General features: G+C 37.4%; 9 protein-coding genes. 3 read left to right on the top strand and 6 right to left on the bottom strand.

All coding sequences use genetic code 11. The annotated features are described in order from the left end of the window. The first annotated feature begins 360 nt into the window (after positions 1 to 360). Entirely contained in the window at positions 361 to 972 is a 612-nt protein-coding gene (locus tag VNZ46_RS07375; RefSeq protein ID WP_325559439.1) for a phosphatase PAP2 family protein, read from the top strand. Positions 973 to 987: 15 nt separating this feature from the next. On the opposite strand, the gene VNZ46_RS07370 is transcribed toward VNZ46_RS07375, so the two are convergent. Continuing rightward, complete coding sequence (locus VNZ46_RS07370) at positions 988 to 1,545, bottom strand: hypothetical protein (protein ID WP_325559437.1); 558 nt, start codon at positions 1,543 to 1,545, stop codon at positions 988 to 990. Between the two features lie 137 nt (positions 1,546 to 1,682). On the opposite strand from VNZ46_RS07370, the gene VNZ46_RS07365 reads away from it, so the two are divergent. Next, positions 1,683 to 2,150 carry a redoxin domain-containing protein gene (locus tag VNZ46_RS07365; RefSeq protein WP_325559436.1) on the top strand — a complete coding sequence of 156 codons (468 nt, stop codon included), beginning with the start codon at positions 1,683 to 1,685 and terminating at the stop codon, positions 2,148 to 2,150. A 54-nt stretch (positions 2,151 to 2,204) separates the two neighbouring features. Here the strand turns inward: VNZ46_RS07365 and VNZ46_RS07360 are convergent, their stop codons facing one another. Both VNZ46_RS07360 and purU read right to left on the bottom strand, forming a co-directional pair. Further along, positions 2,205 to 2,471, bottom strand: coding sequence for a hypothetical protein (locus VNZ46_RS07360; protein ID WP_108551438.1), 267 nt, complete (start codon positions 2,469 to 2,471; stop codon positions 2,205 to 2,207). 99 nt (positions 2,472 to 2,570) lie between these two features. Beyond that, a complete protein-coding gene (purU, locus tag VNZ46_RS07355; protein ID WP_325559434.1) occupies positions 2,571 to 3,398 on the bottom strand; it encodes a formyltetrahydrofolate deformylase in 828 nt (275 codons plus the stop codon). A gap of 92 nt (positions 3,399 to 3,490) precedes the next feature. Between purU and VNZ46_RS07350 the strand changes: the two genes are divergently transcribed. Further along, on the top strand, positions 3,491 to 4,738 hold the full coding sequence (locus tag VNZ46_RS07350; protein WP_325559433.1) for a sodium:proton antiporter: 1,248 nt from the start codon (positions 3,491 to 3,493) through the stop codon (positions 4,736 to 4,738). Here VNZ46_RS07350 and VNZ46_RS07345 read toward each other — a convergent pair. The 3 genes from VNZ46_RS07345 to VNZ46_RS07335 all read right to left on the bottom strand — a co-directional run. Further along, a complete protein-coding gene (locus tag VNZ46_RS07345) occupies positions 4,707 to 5,909 on the bottom strand; it encodes an MFS transporter (RefSeq protein WP_325559432.1) in 1,203 nt (400 codons plus the stop codon). The genes VNZ46_RS07350 and VNZ46_RS07345 overlap by 32 nt on opposite strands. 614 nt (positions 5,910 to 6,523) lie before the next feature. Continuing rightward, a complete protein-coding gene (locus VNZ46_RS07340; RefSeq protein WP_325559431.1) occupies positions 6,524 to 7,876 on the bottom strand; it encodes a RagB/SusD family nutrient uptake outer membrane protein in 1,353 nt (450 codons plus the stop codon). Between the two features lie 27 nt (positions 7,877 to 7,903). Further along, positions 7,904 to 9,617 (bottom strand): TonB-dependent receptor domain-containing protein (locus VNZ46_RS07335; protein ID WP_325559430.1); only part of this gene is annotated, 1,714 nt, incomplete at its 5' end.

The following is a 9,617-nucleotide window of genomic DNA, read 5'->3' as shown; positions in this document are numbered from 1 at the left end:
ATTAGCTATAAAAAAAGAAAGGGTTGTTCCATCCAGACACTCCCCTATTCTAACCAAATATAAACCTGTATGAACGGGTTTTTCTTGAATTCTCCTCTTATGAAATGATTTGATAACAATCATTCTAAATGAGGCAGAATTTTTATCTCTATTTCAAATCTGATCAAAAGTCTGACCAACGAATTAATGATACAAATATATAAACCTTTCACATAGTGTACAAGTTACACTATTAAATTTAACAGAAATTTAACATTTCAATGATATTCTAAGCATACTATAAAAACGATTGCCAGCTTCTCTTATTACGTTTTTAATAAAAAATAGTAGCTTTATTTAACACTAACTTATAAAACAATCATGACGCTGCTAAAATTAAAAAACAAGTACCTATCCTTTTGCTTAATCAACCTGAGTCTTATTTCTTTTATTTCTAACGCGCAAATAAAAACACCACAAATCGATGACCGCATCATGATTCATCTGGCAGACCACCGCAGCCCAGCAGAAACAGAGACAATGATGTTCCTTTCCAATACTTTCAAATATGGAGAAATTGGAATCCCTGCAGGCTTATTGATTGGTGGAGTTATAGGGAACAATAAGGAGATGAGACAGAATTCTCTGTATGTTGCCAGCAGTACAGCAATTTCCTATGGACTAACACTACTTATAAAACAACTGGCTAAAAGACCTCGTCCTTTTGTTCAAAACATCAATATAGTACCTGTTTCCCGGCCCTCCAGTTCTTCCTTTCCTTCTGGTCACACCTCTACAACTTTTGCTTCGGCCACTGCATTATCAGTTGCTTACCCTAAGTGGTACGTCATTGCACCCGCATTTGTATGGGCTGGATCGGTAGGTTATTCCAGAATGTATCTCGGTGTCCATTATCCCACTGATGTTGCTGCTGGGGCAATTTTAGGCAGTGGTACATCACTCCTTCTAAACAATTTAAGGTCAAACAAATAGGCTATAAGAATAGAGCTATTTACTCCTTTTAGGTTTTGGCGACAATGCTTCTATTTCTTTCATATATGCAGCATAGGCTTGCTTGTAGGTGAATTCGCTCTTCGCTGGTTCAGAAATATAATTTTTAAAATCATCAAGATCACTCTCCGTAAATCCCATGCGAACAAATAATACTTTATCCTCCTCCCAATTTGCTGGATTAACCTTTTTATCTTGTAGTCTTTTTAACAACTGTAGTCCTTCTGTAAACTGCCGGTAAGCTTCTGTCTTTTTAAAATCAATAATATATTCCACCAGGGTCCGGTAGGTGGCAGGTTTCCCGGCCCTCACTTGTTCAATCATCATATTGGCGAGAACAGGCGCTTTTAAAAGAGAACTATCAACACCATCAAATGTCCCAAAATGTCTTAATATGCGTAAATCCCTTAAAAAAAGAGAATCGTTCAAATGGCCATTATGAAGTGCAAAATAAGGCTCTTCATCCAGAACACTTTCTTTAAAAGTCGATTGACCAAAAGCATTGTAGCCAATAAAAAGCCACACAACTCCTAAAACCATCCATTTTTTCTTCATTTCCAAGGAGCTTATACCTTTCATAATAAGGTCAAATATATTATTATAATTTCTAATGAGATCCCTGGTAGTTATTTTCTTGTTCAAAAATTCTGTATATTTCATTTCCTATATTTTAACCTTTGAAATCTATTACTATGATTCTGAAAAAAGGAGATCCTGCTCCGGATTTTAACCTCTACGCAACACCCGACCAAAAATTAAGCCTTGTTGATTTCCGGGGAAAACGTCTTATTTTAGCTTTTTACCCTGCAGACTGGAGTCCTGTTTGTAGTGACCAGATGAGCTTATATAGCGCTACATTAAAAATATTTCATGAATATAATGCAGAAATTCTTGGTATTTCAGTAGACAGCAAATGGTGTCATATGGCTTTCGCTCAGGAAAGAAAAATTCACTTTCCCTTACTTGCAGATTTTGAACCTAAAGGCGAAGTATCTAAAAAATATGGGATCTACGATACAAAAGAAGGAGAAAGCCATAGGGCCTTATTTGTAATAGACGAACATGCAATCATTCAATGGAGTTATTTATCGCCTGATGGCATCAATCCAGGAGCTGACGGCATATTAGATGCATTGGAAGAAATGAAAAGTGCACAATAGATGTATAAAATTAAAGGGCATCGGTTAGATTGCCCTTTAATTTTATAAACCATTTTAAAAATCTATATCAATCAGGCTCGTTAAAGGAATATGAATTCCGTTTTTGAGCTGAATATATTTCTCTGTTACTGACCAAACCGTTGTGTTCACTGTTTTTGGCCCATCTTTGGTGTTAAATGTAATTTCTGCTTTAGACTTAAACTCATTTCCAAGTCGTTGTGCTCCGTTTAGTTTATCCCTTAATTCTTCTGTGTGATTTTGTTCCGCTGGTATAATCTCACTTACCTCTATTGATTCCTTTTCTATTAATTCTCCTAACATAGTATAATGGCTAATTCTTTACTAAATATGCGTCTAATCTGTTTAAATAGCAATAAAAGAATAAAAGAGTTACAATTCAATGAAAATCAAAGCCACTCGCTAATGCTCAAAGACAACCGTTTTGTTATGAACAACAAAAACGCGATCATCAAACACAAGGCGCATGGCCTTTGCCAGTACTGCAGTCTCAATTTCCTTTCCCGACCTGACCATGTCAAGTGCCGTAAAAGAATGATTTACAGGGACAATCTGCTGCGCAATAATTGGGCCCTCATCCAATTCATTGGTTACAAAATGAGCTGTTGCTCCAATAAGTTTAACCCCTCTTTCGAAAGCTTGTTTGTAAGGATTGGCACCCGCAAAGGCTGGTAAAAAAGAATGGTGAATATTTATGATTTTATCTCTGAAACGGGCAATGAACTCAGGTGAAAGCACCCTCATAAATTTAGCTAAAACAATGTAATCCGGTTGACATGAGGTAATTCTATTGATTGTTTCTGCCTCGGCCCACTCTTTACCATTGGCATAAGGAACCAGAAAAAAAGGAATATCAAAACGTTCACAGATCCCTTTCAACAGATCATGATTCCCAATTACACATAGAATTGAAGCGCCTAATGTCCCAAAGCTATTTCGTATGAGTATATCTGCCAGGCAGTGATACTCTTTAGTAACCATTACAACAATCTTTTTCTCTGGCGCAGGATTAACCTGTATTTCCGAGTCAGGAGGTAAAATTTTCAGCAACTGTTTTTCCAGTAAGATTTCGTCTGAATACCCATCCACTTCCAGCCGCATAAAAAAACGACATTCTGCCTTGTCCACATGTTCACGCATAGAAATAATATTCAGCTGATTTTGAGATAAAATCCTGGAAATATCAGCAACGAGGCCAAGTTGATCTTTGCATTGTATGGTTATAATCATTCTGCTTAAATAAAAAGGCAAGATAACAATATCTTCCAATTTTAGTATTTTGCCAATAATCGATTATTTTTTTACTTAATAGCCGTTACTTCATGGAATTATACTATTCTTTTTCAGTCCTCATTGTACTTGCTTCTTTTTTCGCCTATTTGAACCTCAGGTATCTTAAACTGCCATCAACTATTGGTATAATGATTATAGCAATGCTTACCTCTATTCTTTTAGTAGTTACTGGCCATCTATTTCCTAAAATCTTTACGCACTTTTCAACCTTGCTCCAGGATGTTGATTTTACCGAAGTGCTCATGGGGGCTATGCTAAATTTCTTACTCTTTGCGGGGGCCATACATATTAACTTAAAAGATCTCCGGGAACAGCGCTGGCCCATCATGGTCTTTTCCACAGTAAGTGTAATTATCTCCACTTTTGCGGTGGGATTTCTCTTGTTTTATATTGGTCCTTTATTCTCCGTAAAATTACCGTTCATATTCTGCCTGCTGTTTGGGGCACTCATCTCTCCAACAGATCCAATTGCGGTTATGGGGGTTTTAAAGGAAGCCAAAGTAAAAAAATCATTGGAAACAAAAGTTGCGGGAGAATCCCTTTTCAACGACGGCGTGGCTGTTGTGATCTTTGCTGTTATTCTACAACTTGCAAAAGGAACAGATATAGATATTTCTTTCGCAAATATTTCCTGGCTGCTCGTTAAAGAAGCACTTGGAGGTTTTTTATTGGGCACATTACTCGGCCTGGGCGCGTCAAATGCCATTAGAAAAATAGATGATTACAAAGTAACTGTCCTTATTACACTTTCAGTCGTTATGGGCGGATATCTAATTGCTCATTCTATGCACATTTCTGGCCCATTAACGATGGTAGCAGCCGGAATCGTTATCGGCAATTATGGTCAGAGAACTGCGATGTCTGCCACAACGAAAGATTATTTGAATAAATTCTGGGAGTTAATTGACGAAATCCTGAATGCTATTCTTTTCCTTTTTATTGGCTTCGAATTGCTGATCATCAAAAACATTACCATCTATTGGAAAATCGGTTTAATATCTATTGCAATTGTATTATTTGCCCGCTTCATCTCCATTTATATACCCGTATTACTTATACCTTTTAAAAACAAATTCAGCAACGGCACCATAAAAGTACTGGTTTGGGGTGGTCTTAGAGGTGGTGTATCCATTGCTCTTGTACTCTCTATGGATGAAGGTCCCTATAAAGCCACGCTGGTTGCAGTTACCTATTTTGTTGTGGTGTTTTCAATTATTGTACAGGGTTTATCAGTAGGAAAAGTTGCTACGAGAGTTCTGTCTCAGGAAGAGATTTAGACCTCAACCTGGAAATTATCAGCATAATGAGTACAGAAAGCAGGATCAGGATCAGGTAACTTAAGCTAAGGTTTCTTTCATCTTTGGCTGGAACGATATTTACAATTCCGTAACTTAAAAAAGAGACAATTACGTAAGTAATACCACCAGTCAGACCTCCTGCTATCCCAGCATTTTTAGGAAACTTTCCAAGACAAAAAGTAAAGTAATTATTAAAGGTATACCCCGCTCCGATATGAATAATAAAAGCAAAGAATATCAATGAAAACAAATTTGTAACGAACTGTAGACTGAATAACATCACACAAACAAAAACAACCTGTAACACCAGATTTACTACAAGTCGTTTAAAAAATGGGCGGTTGATGGTTGCCTTGCCGATAAAACCGCCAACCATCCAGGCAAAACCAAGCACAAGAGAACTATACCCTGCTATAACCGGTGAAAGATTCAGATGATGCTCTATAATAAATGGACCTGTCATGTTGTAAATCATAACCATACAATAAGCCAGGCCTAACATGACAATGCCAAGGGTAAAACTAGCTGTCGTGATCATTGTACTATAAATATTTACGATTTTTTTGAAGTTAAATTCCGTAAAATGCACCAATGTTTCTCCGCTATAGATCAATTCCAATACCGCAAATACACCAGCAAGTCCAGCCAGAAAATAGAAATTTGATTCCCAGCCAAATAAATTTTGTAAGTAACCTCCTATAAAAGGGGCCACAATTGGACCTGTTGACCAGATAATGGAGAAAAGGCTTAAATAGTGCTTAAGTTGATCGCCAGTAAATAAATCTACAAAGTATGCCCGCTTAGCTACAACAATAGCCCCTACTGTTAGCCCGTGAATAATTCTCATCAAATAAATCAAATATATATGATGTGTTGTCGCGACCACGATACTTGCTAAAGCAAAAATAACCAGTGAAACCAGGCTTACCCGGTACCTCCCAAAACTGTCCAGTACACTGCCAATAAACAATTGAGAAATCCCGTAACTTATTAAAAACAAACTTAAGGTAAGTTGGACCTCAATGCTACTTACCTGCATTTTAGCAGCCATTGTTGGAAGAGAGGGTATATAAATATCTGTTGCAAAACCTGATAACGGAAGCAGTGCAAAGGCCAAAACGGTTGCCACACCTCTATTTTTTTCTTTCATAAACACCGCAAAACTACGATTTTAATGACCAAAGTAGTTTATGAAATTCAAACATATGATTATGCCATTCAAAGAACAGAATAACATAAAACAGATAAAAGAGACGATTATAGCAACTTATTACAAAGAAGGCTATTGATAATCAACGACCAGATCTCAGGATTTATAACACCACAATTCCTCATCGCTTAAAAATCGGACTACTTGTTTTTGGTTTAAACGAAAAATAACACAGGAGAATCCGTAGTCGTCACTTTCTATTTCCAGAACTTCACCCAAATTTATAATCCGGTCTGTCGGCTCAATTTCAGCAATGTGTTTTTTTACAATTTGTTCGTTTATGGTTATGGTTGTATTCAACATAGAGCATTAAATCTAATTTTAACAATAGGCTACTTATCTTACTAAATCGCAAGTCAGGCTAACTCAAGGTAAAATTACATATTCAAAACTATTTATCAACAACTATTTTATACAACATCTTCATAATGAACACTATTATTCTTCAATTTCACTTTACAACTTTCTTTATTTGAGTAGACTGCAATTACTTATCAAACAACATTTGACGTTAAGGACATACAGAATGTGTTCTGTATGTCCTTAATAATCTATTATCTTTTGTTCTGGGCCATTCCAGAATATGCTAGAATGTCTTCTGGTATACTCAAAGCATAACGATTGTCGTTAGCAGGCAACTCGTAATTTTTCCCGTCCAGGCTGCGTTTAAGCACAATACCGGCCCCTTGTCTGTTTAGACGTTTTACATCCATCCACCTCAACCCCCGCATGATTAATTCTTTTCTGCGTTCAAGGAGAATAACATTCAAGAGTTCCTTAGGATTTTCAATAACAATAAGTTTCAGTGTACCAGTTTTCCATCTTTTAATCAGTAAAGCATTCAAATCGGATAGAGCTCCCTTTACATCACCTTTTCTAACCCGGCATTCTGCACGCATTAAATAGACTTCATCAGTAGCAATTCCTCCGAAGATACCTAGACTATAATTTCCTTTAAAGCAAAATGTATTTTCCGCTATTTTCCTGAAATAAGCTGATTTACGAAGGTCATTATCATCATATGAACTGTATAAGTTATAATCAACTTTTGCCCTGCTTTGGGACAGCATCATATGATTCTGAAAACTATCAAAGCATATTTCTTTATTAAACCTTGGAAAAGGGGTTCTTAAATCTATATTGATATCCTTATTATAATCCAATAGCCCGCCGCGTTTCTGCAAATACAAATCTGTATATTTTAGACAATTATCATAATCTCCCATTGAAAGGTAGACTCTTGCCAAAAGACCCCAGGCCGCTGGTTTTGAGGCCCTTGTTTTTGCTAATGGCTCATCAGAAAGCAGGGAGCCAGCTAAAATCAGGTCTTCGGTAACTTGTCTGTAACAATCCGAAACACTAGCACGAAAGGAAGAAACATTAAAATCCTGGGTCGACCTTAAAGGGACTCCAAGATCCTGATCTGCAGTAGCTGGGTCATAAGCTGGAGCCCAGGTTAGCACGGCTGAAAAAAACTGCTTAGCCCGGACAAATAAAGCCTGGCCTTTTACATTCTCCCATTGAATTTGGTTAGATGGAGTTCTCTCTATTTTACTTAAATTATCCAATACCACGTTGGTACTAAAAACAACTCTATAGGCCGAGCTCCAGTCGTTAGTGGTACTTCTAAAAATGCGGTCATTTTGCCAGGTATACATTCTCCTATACTCTTCATAAGGAAGAGATTCCAAATCCGAACGGTTAAGATAATAGTCATCAGAACTGATTTCTCCTGCCGAAATATCCAGTGAATTAATGGTTCCTTCATCATCCAGCAAAGCTTGAAGATCTTCAAGATTAGACGGTACAATTAAGGATTGCAGTGGTTTTGGATCAAGAAATTTTTTACATCCTACAAATACACCCAGTATCAGTAAGATGCATATCCTATATTTTTTTATTTGCATAAATTTATTTTTTTTTATGAATTTGCATTACAAGCCAACACGTAAGCCAAATGAAATTGTTTTAGACGGGGCTAAATTCTGACCAGAAGCATAATCCGGATCGAGTCCTTTCTTATTTGCCCGCCAAAGCACCCCTATATTGCTTACACTGGCGTACAATTGAAGGCTTTTAAAGGCCAGTTTCTTAAGCAAATGCTCATCAAACTCGTAGCCAGCGGTAACATATTGCAGTCGGATATGGTCTCCCTTTTCGACATTGATTTCCGCACCATTATAAAATAAGTCCCGGTTATTGTCAGCCGGATAAATCAATGAGGGTACATTTGTAACACGCTCATCCCCTGGCTTTTGCCATCGGCTTGCAAATTCAGAATTACCCTGTCTCAGATCAAACAACCGACTATAGTTCAAGGAAGGTTTCCTAAAATAATAACCAAATTTATACACTAGCCTTACCGACAAAGAGATACCCTTCCAGGAAAAATCGTTTCCTATTGATCCAAACAGTGTAGGCATTACTGAGCCGTGATAAACCAGATCAGTCACCTTAGTGGAATCACCATATATTGCTGCATAATTCTTACTTACATGGCCGTTTATATATCCAAGGGGGTCGCCGGTACTCGGATCAAGCCCCTTCCATTTGAAAGAAAACATAGCATATACAGGCTTGCCCACAAGTGCAGAAATCAGCGGTGAACTTGAAATATAATCACTGCCTTTCGGTCCCTTTTGGTCATAAGAAGTCACCTTCCCAGTGTTGGTACTAAAGTTTAGCACAGTATTCCATTGAATACTCCCTTTCAGGTTTTGAGAATTCAAATTTATGTCAACACCACTACCGCTCATACTGGCCACGTTTTTTGTCAGACCACTGGTAATTCCTGTTGTATAATCAATCCTTGCAGCCCCAAAAAGATCCGTTCCCTTTTTCTGGTAATACTCTATACTTCCTCTTAATCTGCTGTTTCTGGTTTCAAAATCAAGTCCAAAATTAATCGTACGAATCTTTTCCCACTTCAATTCCGGATTACCATATCTGCTTACATAGGCATATTGGGTTTGGGTATTTTCGTTTGTCCAGGGAGAATAGGTAATTGTGGTTAAAGCAACCCGGGACGGGTCAGCATTTCCGCTAAAGCCATAAGATCCTCTTAGTTTCAAATAAGGAATTGCCTCACTGGAATAAAAAGAAGCCTTTGAAAGATGATAGGCTAGCCCCGCTGACCATAATGGCGTCCATTTTTCATTTGTATTCACTCCAAAAAGGTTAGAAGCATCTCTCCTCCCACTTAAGGAAAAAGTATACTTTTCATCATAGGTATAGGCGGCGTTTCCATAAAAGGAAATGAACCTGTTCATACTTTTATTAAAATACATCGGATTCGGAATCTGATCTACCTGACCTTCGGGCAATATTGTTGGATAAAAACTCACGTAATCTACATTGCCTGAACTTAAAGTAAGTGGATTATAGCCATAGGCTCTGAAATTAACTTCAGGACGTTCGATTTGTCGTATTTCACTTCCCAAAATACCCGTTATTCCATGTTTACCAATGCTGTGATTGTAATTGATCTGTCCACGCAATTGTTGAGATTGCAACAAATTATTAGAGAAGTCTGCGATAGCTCCCCTTGGCACTCTATAATTTACATCATTGGTTAACGGATCCGTATAAGTAAACCTGTTCACCAGATTCCTTGTAAAATAACTGTCTATGTCATAAACAGTTTTCCCG

It is taken from the genome of Pedobacter sp., assembly GCF_035566355.1.
Lineage (GTDB): Bacteria > Bacteroidota > Bacteroidia > Sphingobacteriales > Sphingobacteriaceae > Pedobacter.
The sequence above is the reverse complement of the archived record's forward strand: the minus strand, read 5'-3'. Positions and strand labels throughout refer to the sequence as shown.